The sequence below is a fragment of the Sphingosinicella sp. SM1-17 genome, from assembly GCF_056821765.1.
Genome location: NZ_JBPDIO010000001.1, coordinates 2,038,511 through 2,056,465 on the forward strand (window position 1 = coordinate 2,038,511; position 17,955 = coordinate 2,056,465).

Sequence of the window (17,955 nt, forward strand, 5' to 3'; positions counted from 1 at the left end):
GCTTTTCGCCTTGCGCGCGCTTGAGGCGCCGTGCGACAGGAAACTCATGGAATTGCTCGAAATCATCGCTGGTCAGATCGCCCGCCATGCGCCGGGCGACGGCTTCCACTCGACGCTCCTGGAGCGAATGTCGCTTGTTCGATCCTCCACGCCGACGATGCCGATGCCCAACATTTACCGACCGATGCTCTGCCTCGTCGCCCAGGGGCGAAAGCAGGTCGTGCTCGGCGACCGTCTCTTCACCTACGATCCGGCGCGCTACGTGATCGTCAGCGTCGATCTGCCCGTGGTCGGCCGGGTGATCGAGGCCAGCGCCGAGCGACCCTATCTGTGCATGGCTCTGGAATTCGACCTCGTCGCCCTGAGCGAGCTGGCGTTGCGGGTGCCACCGCCACCGGAGGAGGCGCCGCCGCTCGGCCTATCCCTCGCCGATGCCGGATCTGGCCTTCTGGAAGCCTCGCTCCGGCTCCTCCGATTGCTGGACGATCCCGCCGCGCTTCCGGTGCTCGCGCCGCTCGCCGAACAGGAATTGCTCTATCGGCTGCTGACGGGCCCGCACGGCCCGACCATGCGCCAGATCGCTTCCGGCCAGGGAAGGGTCGCCCAGGTGGGCCGGGCGGTGGCCTGGATCCGCCGGCACTTCCGCGAACGGTTCAGCATCGGCGAGCTTGCCGAGGCGGTCGGGATGAGCCCGTCCAGCCTCCACGAGCATTTCCGTTCGGTCACGGCGATGAGCCCGCTCCAGTTCCAGAAGCAGCTTCGGCTCGCCGATGCCCGCCACCTGATGCTGACCGGCGGAATGGATGCGGCGAGCGCGGCCTTCGAGGTCGGCTATGAAAGCCCCTCCCAGTTCAGCCGCGAATATCGTCGGCATTTCGGCGAGCCGCCGGCGCGCGACATCGCCCGTCTTCGCTCCTCGCCCGAGCTGGCGCTTGTGGCCTGAACAGGACGGTCACGTCTTGCCAGTCGGGTCGCGGCGACGACTGGCGGCGCCGCCGCCGACCATTGGCTCCGCTTATGCTTGCGCGCCGTGATTTGATTGGTCGAGCGCAAAGGGCAAGCCCATCTTGATGGCAGGAATGGCGCGGCATGTGCAGCGCCGGAAAGGGAGCCTTGCCATGACCGCTCAGAGCCGGATCGCCGCCGCCGCCGTGGATGCGCCGCTGACATTCCTGAGGCCGATGAACGCTCGGCCGGCTTCCTACCAGTACGATCCGCCGCCGGGCATTCCAAAGCGGAACGGCACCTATGACGCTCATGTCGTCACGATCCGCAATGCCCGCCCTCTGGCTGCCGAGCTTTCGCTGGACGTGCAGGGTTTTGCGTTGATCGATGCGCCCAGCGCCTTCACCGAGTTCGGCGACAGCGACGCGATCCGAACGGATTATTATGCCGAGGTCGAGCGGCTGCTTGCCGCGACGACCGGGGCGGAGCTCGTGGTCAACTTCGACCACAATATCCGCAACGCCGGGCGCGCGGCGAGCGGGGAGAAGGGCATCCGGCCGCCGGTCGCCAACGCCCATAACGACTTCACCTTCCGGTCGGGGCCGGAACGAGCGCGCCGCGAGCTGGAAGCGCGCGGACTGGACGCCGGCTCGCTGCTTGCCCGACGCTTCGCGATCGTCAATCTTTGGCGGCCGATCGCTCGACCCGTCGAGAAGTCGCCACTGGCCCTCTGCGACGCTCGGACGCTTGGCCGGGACGATCTCGTCGCCACCGATCTTCTCTATCGGGACCGAACGGGCGAATCCTTTTCGCTGAGCCACAATCCCGCCCAGCTTTGGTACTATTTCCCGCGCCTCAGGCCCGACGAGGCGATCCTCATCAAGGGCTACGATTCGGATTCCACGCGGGCAAGGCTGTCGCCCCACACCGCCTTCGATGATCCCTCCAGCCCCCCTGACGCGCCCGAGCGGGAGAGCATCGAGACTCGAGCCCTGGTGATCTACGCCGCTTAGCCGGGGAGGCGCTGAATTCTCCTCGCCTGCGCCTTCTTCCCTGGACCTCTTTTCCTGACTCGAGGAAGAGCGCTCTTGCGAACGGTTCGCAATAGCGCTAGCGGCGGGTCAGAAAAGGGGTGAAGGATGAAGAACAAGCTTTCGAACAAGGTCTCGATCTTTGCTGTCGTTGCCGCCGCACTTCTGGCGGGATGCGGCTCCTCCGGGGAGGCTCCTGAAGGCAACAACTCGGCCGCCGCCGAGGCTGGCGTCGTCAATCTCTACACCGCCCGGCATTATGACAGCGATCTTCCGCTCTACGAGCGCTTCACCCGGGAAACGGGAATCCGGATCAACCGGATCGAGGGCAATGCGGACCAGCTGATCGCGCGCATGCGCAGCGAGGGCGAGAACAGCCCGGCCGACCTGTTCATCACCGCCGATGCCGGCGCCCTCTGGCGGGCCCAGCAGGCGGGACTGTTCCAGCCGGTCCAGTCGGCGGTGCTCGACGAGCGGGTTCCCGGCAATCTGCGCGAGCCCGGCGGCAACTGGTACGGCTTTTCGCGGCGCGCCCGAGTCGTCGCCTATCATTCCGGCCGGGTCCGGCCCGAAGAAGTCGACACCTATGAGGAACTGGCCTCGCCGCGCTTCCGCGGCCGCCTTTGCGTCCGTTCGTCCGACAATATCTACAATCTCTCGCTCGTCGGCGCCCTGATCGAAGCCTGGGGCGAGCAGCGCGCGGAGGAGTGGGCCCGCGGAATCGTCGCCAACATGGCGCGTCCGCCCGAAGGCGGCGATCGCGACCAGATCCGCGCCGTCGCCGCCGGGGTCTGCGATATCGCCATCACCAACAGCTATTATTACATCCGGATGGCCAATGGCGAGCCGGCCGACCGGCAGGTGACCGAGCAGGTGAAACTCGCCTTTCCGAGCCTCAACGGCCAGGGCGCGCATGTGAACATTTCCGGCGGCGGAGTGGCCGCCCGGGCGCCCAACCGGGCCAACGCGATCCGGCTCCTGGAATTCTTCGCCTCGCCCGAAGTCCAGCAGCACATTTCCAGCAACAACAACGAATTCCCGGCCAGCCCGAACGTCCCGGCGCCGCCGCCGGTCAACGCTTATGCCGACTTCCAGGCCCATCCGATGCCGGTTTCGGCCTTTGCCGCCCGGCAGCCGCAAGCCCAGGCGCTGATGAGCCGGGTGGGGTGGCGCTGATCGAGACAGCGCGAACGCTCGTCCCGCCGAACCGGCGCTTGAAGGCGCCAGGCGCGCTTCAGTGGCTGGCGCTCGCCGCCGGACTGGTGGCCGTTCTTCCGCTCGCCGGGATCGTGTTCACGGCCCTCTCCGGTCCGGGGGCCGCCATCCCGGCGAGCGACGTCCTCCGCTACGGGGCGACCTCCGCCTGGCTCGCCTGCCTCGTCGGAGTGGCGGTTGCCGTCCTGGGCTCGGCCGCGGCCTGGCTGGTGGTCATGTTTCGCTTTCCCGGCCGCGCCTTCTTCAGCTGGGCGCTGGCGCTTCCGCTAGCCGCGCCCGGCTTCGCGCTCGCTTATGCCTATGCCGACCTGTTCGACGTTGCCGGCCCGTTCCGGATCTGGCTTCGCTCGACGATCGGCATCGATTGGCCGTTCGAGATGCGCACCGTCGCGGGCGCCGCTTTCGTCCTGTCCTTCGCTTTCTACCCCTATGTCTATCTCGCCATGCGCGCGGCTCTGACGAACCAATCGGCGAGCGCGATCGAGGCGGCGCGCCTTCTGGGCTGCTCGGAACGCTCGGCCTTCCTTCGCGCATCGCTTCCGCTCGCCAGGCCGGCGCTCGCCGCCGGAGTGGCGCTGGCGGTGATGGAGACCCTGGCCGATTATGGCGCCGTCCAATTTCTGAGTGTCCAGACGCTCACCACCGGCGTCGTCCGCGCCTGGTCCGTGTTCGGATCGACGGCGGGGGCGGCGCGCTTCGCCTTGCCGCTGCTCGCCGCAGCCGCCTTCCTGTTGTGGATCGAACGCCGAAGCCGATCAGGCCAGGGCCATTACAATCAGCGCTCGGCCTGGCGCGCTCTTCCGGTCCGGGAACTCAGCGGCTTCAGGGCGGCAGCGGCCTTCGCCTTCTGCGCGCTTCTGCTGACGGCGGGCCTCGGCCTTCCTCTGGCCTGGCTCTTCTGGAACGCCTTGGCCCACGCTCCGGAGACCGTCCGGCTGGTTGAGGCGGCCAGGAACAGCCTGAGCCTTGCGGTCGGCGGCGCTGTGCTCACCACCTTCCTTGCCGGTGCCCTGGCGATCGGCGGGGCGCGGCTTCCGTTGGCTTCGCGCCTGGCCAGCTTCGGCTATGCGACTCCCGGCGCAGCAATGGCGATCGGTCTCCTCGTCCCAGCCGCTTTCCTTTGGCAGGCGATCGGGGGCGCCGGCGGATATGTGCTGGGGATCGCGCTTCTCCTTTATGCTTATGCCGCGCGGCTGATGGCGGCGGCGCTGGAACCGATCGACGCCGGCCTTTCCCGGGTGACTCCGTCCATGCTTCAGGCCGGCCGCAACCTCGGCCGGTCGGAAAGCGGAGTCGCTGTGAGCGTTCAGCTGCCGTTGGCGCGCGGCGCCTTCCTCACCGCCGGACTGATCGTCTTCATCGACATATTGAAGGAGCTTCCGGCGACCCTGATCCTCCGGCCGTTCGACTATGACACTCTGGCGGTGATCGCGAACAATTACGCGCTGGACGAGCGGCTTGGGCAGGCCGGCTGGCCCTCGCTCGCGATCATCCTTCTCGCGCTCGGACCGACCATCTGGCTCAGCCGGAAGATCGCCGGCTCCCGTCCGGGTGCCTGAAGCCGGGCCTTGCCGGATCTGGCGGTCGTGACGGTTTTGCGCGGCACGCACCCCGAACGGACTGCTTCGCGCCTTGCCCGGTCCCAGCCCTTCCACCCGCCCGGGTCAGGCACTAGACCCACCGGCGTGTCGCACTCGCCGGTCCTCGATATACGTTCGGTCAGCAAGCGCTACGGCGACGAAAGCGCCGTCGCCGAGGCCAGCCTCCAGCTCATGGCCGGCCGGATCACCTGCCTGCTCGGGCCTTCGGGGTGCGGCAAGAGCACCCTGCTTCGGCTGATCGCCGGCCTCGAGGCGCCGGATTCCGGCGAGATCGAGGCGGCCGGGCGCCTGCTCGCCGGCAGGGGCGTGAACGTTCCGCCGGAACATCGCGGAATCGGCCTCGTCTTCCAGGACTTCGCACTGTTTCCGCATCTGACCGCCGCGGAGAATGTCGCATTCGGATTGCGGCACCTGCCCGCCAAGGCCAGGCGGGAGCGGGCGCTTCATCTGCTCGATCAGTTCAAGCTCGGCGGCCGGGCCGAGGCCTGGCCGCAGACGCTTTCCGGTGGCGAGCAGCAGCGCGTCGCGATCGCCCGGGCGCTCGCCCGCGATCCGGCCGCCATCCTGCTCGACGAGCCCTTTTCGGGACTGGACGGTGACCTCAAGGCGGAAGTTCGCCATGCCGTCCTTTCCGGACTTCGAGCCGCCGGCGCCGCCGTCCTGATCGTCACCCATGATCCGGAGGAAGCGATGCTGATGGCCGATCGGCTCGCCCTGATGAGCGGCGGCCGAATCCTTCAGCAGGGAACGCCAAGCGAATGCTATCTGAGGCCGCGCTCGGTCCATGCGGCCCGGCTGCTCGGCGCGGTCAACCTCCTGCCGGCAACCCTTACCGCCGGCGTCGCGGCAACGGCGGCGGGCGAACTGGCAGCGCCGGACCTGCCCGACGGCGAGGCCGTCGCCATGGTTCGCCCGGAGGGGCTTCGTCCGTCAGAATCGGGAATCGTCGCTCGGATCACGGGCGTCCGCTTCGGCGGCGCCTTCTGGGAAGTCACTCTCGACATGGCCGGTGTCGAAGTTCGGATGAACCTGGTCGACCGGCCGCCGGAAGGCGAAACCCTGACCGTATCGATCGATCCCGAGCGCGCCGCCGTCTTCCGGCACTGATCTCCGGTCAGTCGGAGACTTGCTGTCCGATGGCGCCCGGCGTCGGCTCCTGCCAGCCTCCCCCCAAAGCGAGGAACAACGACACGAGATAGTCCGAACGCTGGGCTTCGGACTGGGCCAAAGCGGCGTCGATCTGGGCGAGCGAGCGTTCCGCGTCGAGGACGATCTGGAACGGTTCGCGGCCGGCCTGATAGCGCAGCCGGGCGATCCGAGCCGCCTCTGCGCTCTGCGCGCGCGCTCGGCGAAGGGACTGGAGGCGGTCGAGTTCGCGCGCGTAGCGGGTGAGGGCGCTTTCCGTTTCCTGCAGCGCCCGAAGCCAGGTTCCCTCGAAGCCAGCGAGTGCCGCTTCGGCCGAGGCTTCGGCCTGCGCCACACGCGATCGCGCCACCGCCAGATTGGGAAAGCTCCAGGAAATGAGCGGCCCAAGGCTGAAGCGCAGGGAATCGCCCGAGCCGAGGCCGCCGATCGAGGTGGCGGTGGTTCCGATCAAACCGCCGAGCGAAACCCGCGGATAAAGATCGGCCGTCGCGACACCGACCCGGGCCGTTGCCGCGGCAAGCTGGCGCTCCGCCTCGCGAATGTCGGGGCGGCGGGCCAGAAGCGAAGCGCCGTCGCCGACCGGAACCGGCCGGGCGAGCGCTGGCGGCTGCTCGCAATCGGCAACCTCGGGTGGAAAGTCCGCCGGAGGCCGGCCGGTCAGAACCGACAGGCGGTACAAGGCCGTCTGGCGCTGCGCCTCGAGCGAGGGAAGACTTGCCCGGATCTGTTCAAGCTGGGCACCGGCCTGGCTGGTCTCGAGCGCCGTCGCCCGGCCCCCTTCGAACAGGCGCCGGGTAAGATCGAACGTCTGTTCCTGAAGCTCCACCGTCTCCCGCGCGACGGCGAGCTGGCGGCCGGCGCTGCAGGCATCGGCATAAGCCCGCGCCGTTTCCGCGGCGACGCTGATCCGGGTGAGGTCGAAGGCCGCCTGGACGGCGCCAAGGTCGGCCCGGCTGGCCTCGATCGCCCGGCGAATCCCGCCGAATAGATCGAGCTGGTAGCTGACATCGAAGCCGGCATCATAGAGTTCGCCGGCGTCGCCGCCCGGTTCCTGGCCGTAGGTCGCGCTTCCGGACAGATTGGTGGACGGAAGCCGTCCCGTCCGGGTCTCGCGAAGCGCGGCTCGGGCCCTGGCTAGATTGGCGGCAGCCACCCGAAGGTCGGTATTGGCGGCCAGCGCCTCCTCCACCAGGCGATCGAGCAGCGGGTCGCCGAACAGGCTCCACCAGCGCCCCGGCGGCTCGTCGCCGGTGAAGGCCGGCGAGCGTGCACCGAGGAAGGGCGACTGGGCCGGCGCATTGGGCGCGGGGGATCCATGGTCCGGGCCGACCGTGGTGCAGGCGGCAAGGGTGAGTGCCGCGCAGCCGGCGGCGAGAAGGCGCTTCATTCGGCAGCCTCCGGCTGGGGCTCGTAGGAGGTCGGATAATGGCTTCCGCCCTTCGGCGGCGGCTTCGGGAGCCAGCGGTCGAGGGTTCGGCAGACGACATAGAAGACGGGCGTGAAGACGAGTCCGAACAGGGTCACCCCGAACATCCCGAACACCACGGCCGTGCCCATGGCCTGGCGCATCTCGGCGCCCGGACCGACGGCGATCGCCAGCGGGATGACTCCGAAGATGAAGGCGAAGCTGGTCATCAGGATCGGCCGGAGGCGCGATCGGGCGGCGTGGACCGCGGCCGCGAACCGGTCCATCCCCTGCTCCTCCTCCGCCTGGCGCGCGAACTCGACGATCAGGATCGCATTCTTGGCGGCGAGTGCGATCAGCACGATCAGCCCGATCTGGGTCAGGATATTGTTGTCCAGGCCGCGGGCGTTGATTCCCAGCATTGCCGCAAGCACGCACATCGGAACGATCAGGATGACGGCGAGCGGCAGGGTCAGCGACTCATATTGCGCGGCGAGCACCATGAACACGCACAGCACCGCCACGGCAAAGACGAGCGGCGCCGTGTTGCCCGCCTGCTGCTGCTGGAAGGCGAGGCCGGTCCATTCGAAGGTGAAGCCGGGCGCAAGCGCCTGTCCGGCAATCTCCTCCATCGTCCGGAGCGACTGACCGGAAGCCACTCCGGGCGGAGTCTGCCCCTGAAGCTCGGCGGCGGGATAATTGTTGTAGCGGGTCACCTGGACCGGACCGCTGCCATAGCTGAAGCTGGCGACCGCCGAGAGCGGAACCATCTCCCCGGTCGAGGATCGCACCTGCAGCCGGCCAATATCGGCCAGATCGTCGCGAGCGCCCGCTTCCGCCTGAGCGGTGACCCGGAAGGTCCTCCCCAGGAAGTTGAAGTCATTGACGTAGGTCGAGCCGAGATAGGTTCCGAGCGCCTGGTAGACCTGGGTCGGCTGGACTCCGAGCATCTGCGCCCGGTCGCGGTCGACTTCGGCCTCGATCCTCGGCGAGCCGGTGTTGAACAGCGAGAAGACCTGGGCGACGCTCGGATTGTTCTGAGCCGCGCCCATCATCGCGAAGGTCGCCCCCTGGAGCGCCTCGTAGCCGGCGCCCGATCGATCCTGGACCATCATTGCGAAGCCGCTGCCATTGCCGAGGCCCGGAACGGGCGGCGGCGACAGGAAGAAGACCTGGGCGCCTTCCTCGGCGCCGGCGATCGCCCCGGTGAGCTGGCCGGCGAGCTCGGCGGCCGACTGGCCTTCGCCGCGCCGTTCCTCGTGCGGCGCGAGGCGGATGAACATGATTCCGGAATTGGAGGCAGGGCTGAAGGTCGAGCCGTCGAGACCGGCGAAGCTGCCGGTGTCGAGCACCATCGGATTTTGCGACACGATCTCGCGGATCCGGCTGACGGCGGCGTCGGTCCGGTCGAGCGAGGCGCCGGGCGGGAGCTGGATCACGCCGATCAGGAAGCCCTGGTCCTGGTCGGGGATGAAGCCGGTCGGGGTGGCGTTGAGCCGCCAGGCGGTGAGTCCGAGAAGTCCGCCATAGATGACCAGCATGATCGCCGAGCGATGGACCAGCTTGGAGGTCATCCAGCCATAGCGGTCGGAGAGCCAGTCGAAGCCGCGGTTGAACCTGTCGCCGGCCTTGCGAAGCGGGGCGAGCCAGCGGCTGCCGTCGCCCGGCTCATGTTCGCGATGCGGCTTCAGCAGCAAGGCGGCGAGCGCCGGCGAAAGGGTCAGCGAGACGAGCGTCGAAATCACCGCCGCCGCCGCGATGGTCACGGCGAACTGGCGGTAGAAGATCCCCGGGATTCCGGAAATCATCGCGGCCGGAACGAACACGGCGACCAGCACCAGCCCGATCGCGATCAAGGCGCCCGAAATCTCCTGCATCGTCCGGTGCGCGGCATCGCGCGGGGAAAGACCCTCGCGAATATGCTTTTCCACCGCTTCGACGACGACGATCGCGTCGTCGACGACGATTCCGACGGCAAGGACCAAAGCGAACAGCGATAGGGAGTTGATCGTGAAGCCGAGCGCGAGCTGGACCGCGAACGTGCCGATCAGCGAGACCGGAATGGCGATGATCGGGATGATCGCCGCCCGCCAGGTCTGAAGGAAGACCATGATGACGAGGACGACGAGAACGACCGCCTCAATCAGGGTGCGCTGCACTTCCTCGACCGAGGATTCGACATATTCCGTCGGATTGTAGGGGATCAGATATTCCATCCCCGGCGGGAATTCGCGCGACGCCGCTTCGAGGTCGGCAAGGACTCCGTCGGCGGTGTCGAGCGCGTTGGAGCCGGGGAGCTGCTGGATCGCCACGAACACCGCCGGACGATCGTTGGCGGTTCCGCGGATGCTGTAGTCCTGGCTTCCGAGCTGGACCCGGGCGACGTCGCGAAGCCGGGTGATCGCTCCGGTCGCAGTGTCGGTCTTGAGCACGACATTGGCGAATTCGGCCGGGTCGGTCAGCCGTCCCTGGACCTGCACGGGAAGCTCGAAAGCCGTTCCGTCGCCCCGGAACGGCGCCTGGCCGAGCGAGCCGCCCGCAACCTGGACGTTCTGGCCGCGGAGCGCCGTCACCACCTCGTCGGCGGTCAGGCCGCGAGCCGCCGCCCGGTCGGGATCGATCCAGACGCGCATCGAATAATTGCCGCCGCCGAACACCTGGACCGCACCCACGCCCGGAAGCCGGAGCAGCCGGTCGCGCAGGCGCGAATTGGCGTAGTTGCCGACATAGTCGATATCCAGCGCCGGGTCCGTCGATCTCAGCGCCGCGACCATCAGGAAGTCGGACGCCTGCTTGTTCACGGTAACGCCGATCTGGCGGACCTGCTCGGGAAGGCGCGGTTCGGCCAAAGCGACCCGGTTCTGGACCAGCACCTGGGCCGTATCGATGTCGGTTCCGGGCTGGAAGGTGACCGTGATCTGCGTCAGGCCCTGGCTCGAATTCGAGCGCATGTAGAGCATGCCTTCGACGCCGTTCACTTCCTGCTCGATCGGCGCAGCGATCGTTTCGGCCATCGTCTCGGCCGAGGCTCCCGGGAAGGCGGCGGTGATTGCCACCGACGGCGGAGCGATCTCCGGATATTGGGCGAGCGGAAGCACCGGATAGGCGAAGGCGCCGATCAGGGTGATGAAGAGCGCGATTACCGATGCGAAGATCGGCCGGTCGATGAAGAAGCTCGAAAAGTTCATTCTCATGGTCCGGCCTTTCAGCGGCTGGCGGTCTGGGAGACCGGGGTCGCCACCGAAGCCGGGACCGGTTGCGGAGTGGGTGCATCGGGCTCGGTCGTCGTCGCCGGAGCGATCCGTGCCATTCGCACCTGCACCGGCTGTCCCGGCATGGCCCGCTGAATTCCGCCGATCACCACCCGGTCCTGGGGCGTGAGGCCGCTTCGAATCACCCGGAGGTTGCCGGTGAGCGGCCCGAGCTGGACGGGACGCATGGCGACCTTGCCCTGCCGATCGACGATATAGACGACGCGTCGGGCAGCGTCGGTGACGATCGCCGTGTCGGGAACGAGCAGGGCGCGGTAGGGCGGCGAGGCGGCAAGGCGCAGATGGCCCATCATTCCCGGCTTCAGGAAACCGTCGGCATTGGCCACCACCGCCCGGGCCCGGATCGTCCCGGAAGCGGTGCTCAAGACATTGTCGATGAATTCGAGCCGGCCGCCATGGGCATATTGCGCTTCGTCCTGAAGTCGGATCCGGACCGGTGCGCCGAGTCGGCTGCCGCTCTGGCGCTGGTAGCGCAGAAGCAGCGCCTCGGAGCCTTCGAAGGTGAAGTGAAGCGGGTTGGTCGAAACGATCGTCGTCAGCACCGTCTGATCGGCGCTCACCGAATTGCCGGGATCGACCCGGCGCTCCGAGATCCGCCCGGAAATCGGGGCGACCACTCGGGTGAATCCGACATCGAGCTGCCGCGCCCTCACCGCGGCTCGGGCCGCCGCCACTTCCGCCTGGGCGGAGCGAAGCGAAGCCTGGCGCTGCTCGAGCTCTTCGATGCTCGCCGCCTGCTGGGCCGCAAGGATACGCGAGCGTTCAAGCTCGGTCCGGGCATTGACGAGCTGAGCCTCGGCGCGGGCGAGCTGGGCACGCGCCTGGTCGAGCTGCGCCTGGGCCGGACGGGCATCGATCGTGAAAAGGAGCTGGCCGCGGCGGACGAACTCGCCATCACGGAAGTGCGACCCGACGAGATAGCCGGAAACGCGCGGCTTCACCTCGACGCTTTCGATCGCCTCGAAGCGGCCGACATATTCGTCCCAATCCACGACATCCTGGGCCAGCGGGTTGGCAACCGTCACTTGCGGCGCAGGGGGCGCCGCTTGCGATTCGGCGGGGCCCGAACAAGCGGAAAGAAGGAAGGGCAGCGCGGCGGCCGCGGCAACTAAGTATTTGCGCATATTCTATTTTCCGAATGGCCGGCTCGGCGGTGGCGTTACTTTAATCGACTGCCCCGGATCGATCCCGCACCTGAATCCAACTTTGCGGCGGCGGAATTATGCCCGCGCACGGAGGAAGTCAACGCCCGTAGACAGAAAAGTCACCTCTTGTTGACTTATAAGGAAAAATTGTTACAGCCCTTCACGTGAAATGCCCCGTCTGCAGCACGCCGCGCGTCCGCAACGCGGCCGCAACCCGGCAGGCGATGCTGGTGGCCGCCCGGCGTCGATTCCTCGAGGAAAGCTATGACAATGTCGGGTTGCGCGAGATCGCGGCCGACGTCGGTGTCGACGTGTCGCTGGTCAATCGCTATTTCGGAAGCAAGGATGCGCTGTTCAAGGAAGTGCTTCGAAGCGGCAAGAAGAAGCTCGAGCCCGATCTCACCGCCGAACAGCTGCCTGCCTTCCTCGCGGGGATCATCCTGGACCGGGACTGCAATGATGGCGGCGAGCATATCGAGCGCCTGCTGATCATCCTTCGCTCCGCCTCGTCTCCCCGGGCGATCGAGATCGTCCGCGAAGCGATGCGCGAGGACGTGCTCGAACCTTTTGCGAAGCTGCTCGGCGGCGAGGATGCGGAAATGCGCACGACCTTGTGCATGGCCTTGCTGATGGGGACGACCATCCAGCACTCGATCATGGACGTCGGTCCGGTGCGCGGGTGCGATCCGACGATCTTCCGCCGGAAGCTCGAGCGAATGTTCGAGGCGGCGCTGGAAAAAGAGGAACTGCCTTAGCGCGGCGCTTCTCCCGGCCTCGCCGGCTGCAACCCGACGTTGAGCTGGCGAGGCGGTTTGCGGCCTTCGAACGGCCGATCAGAAAGGGCTCGACATGGATCGATCGCGAAGCCGGATTGAAGAATCGAACCACTCTCGAGCGAGACTCGAGCGCGAAGCCGATCGCAGGCGTGCCCGATTGGATCTTGAACGGGAGCGTTCCCGAGCGAGGCTCGAGCTCGAGGCGGAACTGGCCGCCGCCCGAATGGCTGACGAAAGCAACCGCGCGGCTTCGCGGGCGGTGCGGTTCCAGCCTTCGGAACCGGCCGCCAGGGATTCGCGAAAGAGCGAACGGAGCCGCCGTGGACGTCCAAGCGGACCTCGTCCTCGTCCCGATCCAGCGCCGGTTCGTCCCAGGAATCCGAGCCACCTGAACGGAGGAGCGGAAGCGCCGATCGATCCGTGAGCCCGGAGCCGGCGCGGTTCAGGCGTCCGAACGCCTCAACCGTTCGGCGTGCCATTGCAGATGGTCGGCCATGAAGGTCGAAATGAAATAATAGCTGTGGTCGTAGCCGGGTTGGAGGCGCAGGATGAGGTCGATCCCGGCCTCGCCGCAGGCGCGTTCCAGAAGCTCCGGCCGGAGCTGCTCCTTGAGGAAATTGTCGGCTTCGCCCTGGTCGACGAGGATCTCGGGAACTCGCGCGCCGTCTTCGATCAGAGTAACCGAATCGTGGTGCCGCCAGGTCGAGCGGTCCGGGCCGAGATAGCGGGAAAGCGCCTTTTCGCCCCACGGAACCTGGCTTGGAGCCACGATCGGCGCAAAGGCGGAAACGCTCCGGTAGCGGCCGGGATTCCTGAGCGCGATGGTGAGCGCGCCATGTCCGCCCATCGAATGGCCGGTAATCGCCTGGCGCTGGAGGTCGATCGGGAAGGCCGAATCGACCACCGCCGGAAGCTCTTCGGTCACATAGGAATACATGTGATAGTGGCGGTCATAGGGCGCCTGCGTCGAATCGACGTAGAAGCCGGCGCCCTGGCCGAAATCATAAGCCTCGTCGTCGGGAACGTCGGCGCCGCGCGGGGACGTGTCCGGAGCCACGAAGATCAGCCCGAGCTCGGCGCAGGCACGCCGATATTCGCCTTTCTCGGTGACGTTGGCGTGGGTGCAGGTCAGGCCCGAAAGATACCAGACGACCGGAAGCCTGGCGCCATTTTCGGCCTGAGGCGGAATGAAGACCGAAAAGGTCATGTCCGTGCCGGTCGTGCGGCTCGGATGCTTCACGACATGCTGAGTGCCGCCATGGCTCCGAACTACCGAGATCGTTTCCAGGTTCATCTTCCGCTCCGTCTGATGACGTCATCGTCGAAGCGGGCCTGTAGCGTGGGCCCGACCCGGGCAACAGTGGCGGCAACGATGAGCGGCGGTCGCGGCGGCGAGGTCAGGCCGCCGAGGCGCAGGGCCCTGGCGAGAGGGCCACGCAGCGGTTCCGGCCGGTCCGCTTGGCCGAGGCAAGGGCAGATTCAGCCTCCGCAACCCACTGTTCCGAGCTTCCCGTCAACGGCGTCGCTTCCGCGATCCCGAAGCTGGCGGTGACCGTCAGTTCCCCCGTTCGGATAATCAGGAAGGTCCGGATCCGCTCGGCGAAGGCGGTTGCCTCGGCAAGGTTCGTCCGGGCCAGCAGGATCCCGAACGTCTCGCCGCCGAGGCGGCCGAGAAGATCGGCTGGTCGAAGGAACTGTCGACAGCATCCCGCGACTTCCGCGAGGATCCGGTCTCCGGCTGAGTGACCAAGTGCGTCGTTGACCGTCCTGAAATGATCAAGGTCGAACAGGATCAGCGACGAGGGTTCGTCGGGCCTGTCGAACTTCACAAGCGCCTTGTCGAGCTCATCGAAAAAGGAGCGTCGACTATGGGCGCCGGTGAGGCTGTCCCTATGGGTGCGGGTGCGCAGTTCCAGTTCGTTCACGACGAGCTCGGCGAAGCTCCACAATATGGCGACCTGCTCGGGCGAGAATGTCCGTGGTCGTGTATCCTTCACGCAAAGTGCGCCGACATTGTAGCCGTCGGGTGTCGTCAGCGGAACGCCGGCATAGCTTCGGATGAAGGGAGGACCGGTGACGAGGCTGCTCGAAGCGAATCGCTCATCGGCGGTTGCGTCCGGAACGATCAGGGCTTCAGGGCTCAGGATGGTGTGCGCGCAAAAAGCGACCTTGCGCGGCGTTTCCCGGTCCGGAACGCCCTGGATCGACTTGAACCATTGTCGGTCCCGGTCGACGAGCGAAACGGCGCAGATCGGAGCTCCGAGCAAGTCCTGCACGATGGACGTGATCTTGTCGAACGCGTCTTCCGGCTCGGAGTCGAGCACGCAATAACGATCCAGTGCGGCGAGGCGGCCGGCCTCGTCCATCAATTTGGCGTTGCTCATTGGGGCGGTTCCTCGAGTTTCTCGGAGGCGGCGCTCAGCTCGCGGCGATAGTGATCCACGAGCCCGGCGAGGTTCTGTTCGATCTGACGATCGCCGAGCCCGGCAGACCGGAGTGTCCAGGCGATCTCGCAAAGATGTTCGTGATGCCTTCGCACGACGTCCGCGAGCGGCAAAGGCACCTCCACGCCAAGATAGATCAGAGTGGGGCGATCGGGACTGGGATGGGGAGCCTGCGGCAGCGCGGCGATCGGTGGGGACACAGGCAGCTCCAATCCGTAGTCCCCGGAGCGTAGGTGAAAGCGAGTTGAGCCGGTGTTAGTCAGTCGACGGTATTTTTACCGCCGGCAAGGAAGATCATTCCGGCAGGGCGTGACCTGCCGTCGGATCGAGAGGATGTCTGGCCACCCCCGAGACTTGCTGCCACCCGTCAGACGCTCGCCTTCAGTAGACGACCACCGACCGGATGCTCTCGCCGGCGTGCATCAGGTCGAAACCCTTGTTGATCTCCTCCAGACTCAGCACGTGGGTGATCATCGGGTCGATGGCGATCTTGCCGTCCATGTACCAGTCGACGATCCGGGGAACGTCGGTGCGGCCCCGAGCGCCGCCGAAGGCCGTTCCCTTCCAGACCCGGCCGGTGACGAGCTGGAAGGGACGGGTGGAGATTTCCTTGCCGGCCTCGGCGACGCCGATGATGATGCTTTCGCCCCAGCCGCGATGGCAGCATTCGAGCGCGGTCCGCATCACTTCGGTATTGCCGGTGCAGTCGAAGCTGTAGTCGGCGCCACCATCGGTGATTGCGGCGACATCGGCGACGATCTGTGCCCGGTCCTTGTTGCGGGCGTCGATGAAGTGCGTCATTCCGAATTTGCGGCCCCACGCCTCCCGGTCGGGATTGATGTCGATACCGACAATCCGGTCCGCGCCGACCAGTTTCGCGCCCTGAATGACGTTGAGGCCGATCCCGCCCAGCCCGAACACGACGATATTGGCGCCGGGCTCGACCTTGGCGGTGTTCACCACCGCGCCAACCCCGGTCGTCACTCCGCAGCCGATATAGCAGCTCGTCTCGAAGGGGGCGTCCTCGCGGATCTTCGCAACCGCAATTTCCGGAAGGACGGTGAAATTGGAGAAGGTCGAGCAGCCCATGTAATGGAAGACGGTCCGGCCTTTGTAGCTGAACCGGCTGGTGCCGTCGGGCATCAGGCCCTTGCCCTGGGTCGCTCGGATCGCGGTGCACAAATTGGTCTTCCCCGAAAGGCAGCTTTTGCACTGCCGGCATTCGGGGGTGTAGAGCGGGATCACATGGTCGCCGGGCTTCACCGACGTCACTCCGGCGCCGACCTCACGAACCACTCCGGCCCCTTCGTGGCCGAGAACGGAGGGAAAGATTCCCTCCGAGTCGAGGCCGTCCAGCGTATAGGCGTCGGTATGGCAGATCCCGGTTGCCATGATTTCGACGAGCACTTCGCCGGCCTTTGGCCCTTCAAGGTCGAGCTCGACGATCTCGAGCGGTTTCTTGGCTTCGAACGCGACGGCGGCGCGGGTCTTCATTGATGGCGACTCCCTTGACAGGGCGCGACATATAGCGGCTCGACCGGTCCAGGGAACCCGCCGACGAACACCGCATTGGCGTCATATGATTCAGGCCAATCCTTTCATCAGACATGCCTTTCTCGCCCTTCTGCTGCTTGCCGCATCGGCCTGCGAGGCTTCGACTCCGACCGCTCCGGACTATCGGCCGGAAGAAGCGGGAACGGTGGATCACGCTTTGTGCCTGCTCGGTTTCAAGGCCCTGCCGCTTCGCCAGACGGCAACCACCGGTCACCATCTGATCGAAGGCCGCCTGAACGGTCGGCCGGCTCTGTTCGTGGTCGACACCGGTGCCAATGTCAGCGTCATCGACGACGATCATGCGGCGGCGTTCGGCCTGGCCGAACAGGGGGTCGCCCGGGGCGGCGCGGTCCTGGTCGGCGGCGCCGGAGCGGCTCGGCAGGTGTCGATCGAAAGCCTGACCCTTGGGCCGGTCGCGATCCGGCAGCAGCGCATCGTCGTTGCGAATCTTGGGCAGATCTCGGCAATGCTGGGGCCGCTGGCCGGCGGCGATGTTCATGGGCTGATCGGCCAGGACGTGCTCAACGAGCACCGCGCCGTCATCGATATGAGCGAGCCCATCCTTTACCTGATGGAAGAGGATCATGACCCCGCGCCGGTTCCGGCGGAGCAATGCCGCCGGCAGGCGGAGGCCGGCGCCGCTAACGAGTCAGGAACCCCCTGATCCACTGCCCGACCCGAACAGTGTCGTTGGGGCGGTCGAGCGAGGCGAGCGCGGAGTCCGGATCGGGAAGTCTCGACCGGCGGCTTTCGATCAGGGCTTTCGCATAGTCCGGCTCGAACTCGGGATGGAACTGGAACGAGATTGCCGGCTGGTCGCGCCAGGCCAGCGCCGCATAGGGGGTGAAGACGGAGGAAGCGAGCACGTCCGTTTCCGGCGGCTGGACGACGACCTGGTCCTGGTGGGAGGCGGGCACCGAAACGAGAGCGGCCCCGTCCATCCAGGCTCGCCGCTCGACGACCGGATAGCTGTGCAGACCGACACCCCATCCCTTGTTCGACTTTTCCACCCGCCCGCCGAACGCCTGAGCCATGATCTGGTGGCCGAAGCAGATGCCGACCAGCCGGGCCTTGCCCCTGGCGGAGCGGAGGAATTCGGAAAGGTCGTCGATCCAGGGGAGGGGCTCGTAAACGCCGGCCGGCGAGCCGGTGATCAGATAGGCGTCATGACTGGCAGCATCGGCCGGAAGCAGGCCTGAAGCCACGTCGTAACTCTCCGCCTCGATGCCGAGAAGGCGCCGGAACATGTCGGGGTAACGACCGAAGCGCGGGATGAGCTCTTCGGGAGGGGTTCCGGTTTCAAGTATCGCAAGCCGCATCCTCGGTCCTTTCTCACGCTCCTGCGCCTCACCACAGTGGCATCGTGCTGACTATCCTGTCCTCGACCTGCCGTCGCCACGGCCGTCGTGGGCGTCGCCGGA

The 17,955-nt window shown here is 66.7% G+C and carries 15 protein-coding genes; 7 read left to right on the forward strand and 8 right to left on the reverse strand.

The genetic code is table 11. The features are described 5' to 3' along the window. Positions 1–46: 46 nt before the first annotated feature. From ACRYLT_RS10235 to ACRYLT_RS10255, 5 genes are all read left to right on the forward strand, one after another. Positions 47–943 carry an AraC family transcriptional regulator gene (locus tag ACRYLT_RS10235; protein WP_482663994.1) on the forward strand — a complete coding sequence of 299 codons (897 nt, stop codon included), beginning with the start codon at positions 47–49 and terminating at the stop codon, positions 941–943. 175 nt (positions 944–1,118) lie between these two features. Further along, positions 1,119–1,958, forward strand: coding sequence for a CmcJ/NvfI family oxidoreductase (locus ACRYLT_RS10240; RefSeq protein WP_482663995.1), 840 nt, complete (start codon positions 1,119–1,121; stop codon positions 1,956–1,958). Positions 1,959–2,084: 126 nt separating this feature from the next. After that, entirely contained in the window at positions 2,085–3,152 is a 1,068-nt protein-coding gene (locus ACRYLT_RS10245) for an extracellular solute-binding protein (RefSeq protein ID WP_482663996.1), read from the forward strand. Further along, positions 3,143–4,750, forward strand: a complete 1,608-nt coding sequence (locus ACRYLT_RS10250; RefSeq protein ID WP_482663997.1) for an ABC transporter permease — start codon at positions 3,143–3,145, stop codon at positions 4,748–4,750. The genes ACRYLT_RS10245 and ACRYLT_RS10250 overlap by 10 nt, the downstream gene beginning before the upstream one ends. A gap of 126 nt (positions 4,751–4,876) precedes the next feature. Further along, positions 4,877–5,899, forward strand: coding sequence for an ABC transporter ATP-binding protein (locus ACRYLT_RS10255; RefSeq protein WP_482663998.1), 1,023 nt, complete (start codon positions 4,877–4,879; stop codon positions 5,897–5,899). A gap of 7 nt (positions 5,900–5,906) precedes the next feature. Here ACRYLT_RS10255 and ACRYLT_RS10260 read toward each other — a convergent pair whose 3' ends face one another. The 3 genes from ACRYLT_RS10260 to ACRYLT_RS10270 are packed head-to-tail and all read right to left on the reverse strand — an operon-like array spanning position 5,907 to position 11,739. Then, entirely contained in the window at positions 5,907–7,325 is a 1,419-nt protein-coding gene (locus tag ACRYLT_RS10260) for an efflux transporter outer membrane subunit (RefSeq protein ID WP_482663999.1), read from the reverse strand. Next, entirely contained in the window at positions 7,322–10,531 is a 3,210-nt protein-coding gene (locus ACRYLT_RS10265; RefSeq protein ID WP_482664000.1) for an efflux RND transporter permease subunit, read from the reverse strand. The genes ACRYLT_RS10260 and ACRYLT_RS10265 overlap by 4 nt, the downstream gene beginning before the upstream one ends. 17 nt (positions 10,532–10,548) lie before the next feature. Next, positions 10,549–11,739: an efflux RND transporter periplasmic adaptor subunit gene (locus ACRYLT_RS10270; protein WP_482664001.1), complete on the reverse strand. Its 1,191-nt coding sequence runs from the start codon at positions 11,737–11,739 to the stop codon at positions 10,549–10,551. 185 nt (positions 11,740–11,924) lie between these two features. Here ACRYLT_RS10270 and ACRYLT_RS10275 point away from each other — a divergent pair, with 185 nt between their 5' ends. Next, positions 11,925–12,515 (forward strand): TetR/AcrR family transcriptional regulator, encoded by a 591-nt coding sequence (locus ACRYLT_RS10275; protein WP_482664002.1) that lies wholly within the window; start codon positions 11,925–11,927, stop codon positions 12,513–12,515. Between the two features lie 463 nt (positions 12,516–12,978). Here ACRYLT_RS10275 and fghA read toward each other — a convergent pair whose 3' ends face one another. The 4 genes from fghA to ACRYLT_RS10295 all read right to left on the reverse strand — a co-directional run bounded on the left by fghA (position 12,979) and on the right by ACRYLT_RS10295 (position 16,474). Beyond that, positions 12,979–13,830: an S-formylglutathione hydrolase gene (gene fghA / locus ACRYLT_RS10280; RefSeq protein WP_482664003.1), complete on the reverse strand. Its 852-nt coding sequence runs from the start codon at positions 13,828–13,830 to the stop codon at positions 12,979–12,981. Between the two features lie 103 nt (positions 13,831–13,933). Continuing rightward, on the reverse strand, positions 13,934–14,920 hold the full coding sequence (locus ACRYLT_RS10285; protein ID WP_482664004.1) for a sensor domain-containing diguanylate cyclase: 987 nt from the start codon (positions 14,918–14,920) through the stop codon (positions 13,934–13,936). After that, positions 14,917–15,180, reverse strand: a complete 264-nt coding sequence (locus ACRYLT_RS10290) for a hypothetical protein (protein WP_482664005.1) — start codon at positions 15,178–15,180, stop codon at positions 14,917–14,919. The genes ACRYLT_RS10285 and ACRYLT_RS10290 overlap by 4 nt, the downstream gene beginning before the upstream one ends. A 181-nt stretch (positions 15,181–15,361) precedes the next feature. Beyond that, positions 15,362–16,474, reverse strand: coding sequence for an S-(hydroxymethyl)glutathione dehydrogenase/class III alcohol dehydrogenase (locus ACRYLT_RS10295; RefSeq protein WP_482664006.1), 1,113 nt, complete (start codon positions 16,472–16,474; stop codon positions 15,362–15,364). An 85-nt stretch (positions 16,475–16,559) separates the two neighbouring features. Here ACRYLT_RS10295 and ACRYLT_RS10300 point away from each other — a divergent pair, with 85 nt between their 5' ends. Continuing rightward, positions 16,560–17,198 (forward strand): retropepsin-like aspartic protease, encoded by a 639-nt coding sequence (locus ACRYLT_RS10300; RefSeq protein WP_482664007.1) that lies wholly within the window; start codon positions 16,560–16,562, stop codon positions 17,196–17,198. On the opposite strand, the gene ACRYLT_RS10305 is transcribed toward ACRYLT_RS10300, so the two are convergent. After that, on the reverse strand, positions 17,176–17,853 hold the full coding sequence (locus ACRYLT_RS10305) for a glutamine amidotransferase-related protein (RefSeq protein ID WP_482664008.1): 678 nt from the start codon (positions 17,851–17,853) through the stop codon (positions 17,176–17,178). The two genes, ACRYLT_RS10300 and ACRYLT_RS10305, sit on opposite strands and share 23 nt — an antisense overlap. Positions 17,854–17,955: the final 102 nt, after the last annotated feature.

What these genes read in the sequence shown, in the direction of transcription:
- ACRYLT_RS10235 (WP_482663994.1), top strand. Translation starts at nt 47, where the DNA reads ATGGAATTGCTCGAAATCATCGCTGGTCAGATCGCCCGCCATGCGCCG.
- ACRYLT_RS10240 (WP_482663995.1), top strand. Translation starts at nt 1,119, where the DNA reads ATGACCGCTCAGAGCCGGATCGCCGCCGCCGCCGTGGATGCGCCGCTG.
- ACRYLT_RS10245 (WP_482663996.1), top strand. Translation starts at nt 2,085, where the DNA reads ATGAAGAACAAGCTTTCGAACAAGGTCTCGATCTTTGCTGTCGTTGCC.
- ACRYLT_RS10260 (WP_482663999.1), bottom strand. Translation starts at nt 7,325, where the DNA reads ATGAAGCGCCTTCTCGCCGCCGGCTGCGCGGCACTCACCCTTGCCGCC.
- ACRYLT_RS10265 (WP_482664000.1), bottom strand. Translation starts at nt 10,531, where the DNA reads ATGAACTTTTCGAGCTTCTTCATCGACCGGCCGATCTTCGCATCGGTA.
- ACRYLT_RS10270 (WP_482664001.1), bottom strand. Translation starts at nt 11,739, where the DNA reads ATGCGCAAATACTTAGTTGCCGCGGCCGCCGCGCTGCCCTTCCTTCTT.
- fghA (WP_482664003.1), bottom strand. Translation starts at nt 13,830, where the DNA reads ATGAACCTGGAAACGATCTCGGTAGTTCGGAGCCATGGCGGCACTCAG.
- ACRYLT_RS10285 (WP_482664004.1), bottom strand. Translation starts at nt 14,920, where the DNA reads ATGAGCAACGCCAAATTGATGGACGAGGCCGGCCGCCTCGCCGCACTG.
- ACRYLT_RS10295 (WP_482664006.1), bottom strand. Translation starts at nt 16,474, where the DNA reads ATGAAGACCCGCGCCGCCGTCGCGTTCGAAGCCAAGAAACCGCTCGAG.
- ACRYLT_RS10300 (WP_482664007.1), top strand. Translation starts at nt 16,560, where the DNA reads ATGATTCAGGCCAATCCTTTCATCAGACATGCCTTTCTCGCCCTTCTG.
- ACRYLT_RS10305 (WP_482664008.1), bottom strand. Translation starts at nt 17,853, where the DNA reads ATGCGGCTTGCGATACTTGAAACCGGAACCCCTCCCGAAGAGCTCATC.